The sequence below is a fragment of the Sandarakinorhabdus cyanobacteriorum genome, assembly GCF_002251755.1.
GTDB lineage: Bacteria > Pseudomonadota > Alphaproteobacteria > Sphingomonadales > Sphingomonadaceae > Sandarakinorhabdus > Sandarakinorhabdus cyanobacteriorum.
Genome location: NZ_NOXT01000032.1, coordinates 1 through 1431 on the forward strand (window position 1 = coordinate 1; position 1431 = coordinate 1431).

Annotated in this window: 1 protein-coding gene; it reads right to left on the minus strand. The window is 67.3% G+C overall.

The window, feature by feature from the left end:
• Positions 1–69: 69 nt before the first annotated feature.
• Positions 70–1269 (minus strand): IS256 family transposase, encoded by a 1200-nt coding sequence (locus CHU93_RS00645; protein WP_094472294.1) that lies wholly within the window; start codon positions 1267–1269, stop codon positions 70–72.
• Positions 1270–1431 lie beyond the last annotated feature (162 nt).

Sequence of the window (1431 nt, forward strand, 5' to 3'; positions counted from 1 at the left end):
GATCGTGTCCCACCGCGTGGTGTAACTGCGGCGGTGTGGTCACCGCGTTCTCCGGCGGGGCCGGGTTGATCAGACGGCCACGGCGGGCAGGCTGACGAGGGGATCATCGCTCAACGGCGCGAGCGTTTCCACTGTCATGTAGCGTGACCGCTGGACGGCCCACTCGTCGTTCTGTTCGAGCAGGATGGCGCCGACCAGGCGAACGATGGCCTGTTCATTGGGGAAGATGCCGACGATCTCGGTGCGGCGCTTGATCTCGCCGTTGAGCCGCTCGATCGGATTGTTGGAGTGCAGTTTGGTGCGGTGCTCCTTGGGGAAGGCCATATAGGCCAGGACGTCGGTCTCGGCGGCGTCCATGAAGCCGGCGAGCTTGGGCACGCGCGGCCGCAGCTGATCGGCCACCTGTCGCCATTGCGCCCTGGCGGCGGCCTCGTCGTCCTGGGCGAAGGCGGTGCCGACGAAGGCGGAGACCACCCGGCGCTGGGTCTTGCCGGCGTGGGCGAGCGCGTTCCTCATGAAGTGGACGCGGCAACGCTGCCAGGTGCAGGAGAGCACCCTGGAGACAGCGGCCTTGATGCCCTCATGGGCGTCGGAGATCACCAGCTTGACGCCGCGCAAGCCGCGCCGGGTCAGCTTGCGCAGGAACTCGATCCAGAACGTCGCCGCTTCGGAGACGCCGATGTCCATGCCCAGAACCTCGCGCCGGCCATCGCTGTTGACGCCTACCGCGATGATCACCGCCACCGAGACGATGCGCCCGTTCTGGCGAACCTTCAGATAGGTGGCGTCGATCCAGACATAGGGCCAGTCGCCCTCGATCGGCCGATCCAGGAAGGTGTGCACCCGCTCGTCGATCTCCTCGCAGAGCCGGGATACCTGGCTCTTGGAGATGCCGCTCATACCCATGGCCTTGACCAGATCGTCCACCGAGCGGGTGGAGATGCCCTGGATGTAGGCCTCCTGGATCACCGCAGTCAGCGCCTTCTCCGCCAGCCGCCGCGGCTCCAGGAAGCCGGGGAAATAGCTGCCCTTGCGCAGCCTGGGGATGCGCAGCTCCACCGTCCCGGCCCGGGTCTCCCAGTCCCGGTCGCGGTAGCCGTTGCGCTGGACCCGCCGATCCGGGCTCTTCTCCCCGTGCGCCGCCCCGGTCAGGCCGCCCACCTCCAGTTCCATCAGCCGCCCGGCGGCGAAGCCGATCATCTCGCGCAGCAAATCGGCGTCGGGGCTCTTCTCCATCAGCCCGCGCAGGGCCATCATCTCGTCGGTCATCTACGGTTCCTTGGTTCAGGTTGAGCTATGCAACCCAACCCTACCGAAGATCGTGGATGACCACCGCAGCCCCGCTCACTCGCTACGGCGCCCATTGGGGGGCGCGCTTCGCGAGCGAGCCTGCTACCGCCGAGGACCTACACCACGTCCGGGGACACGACC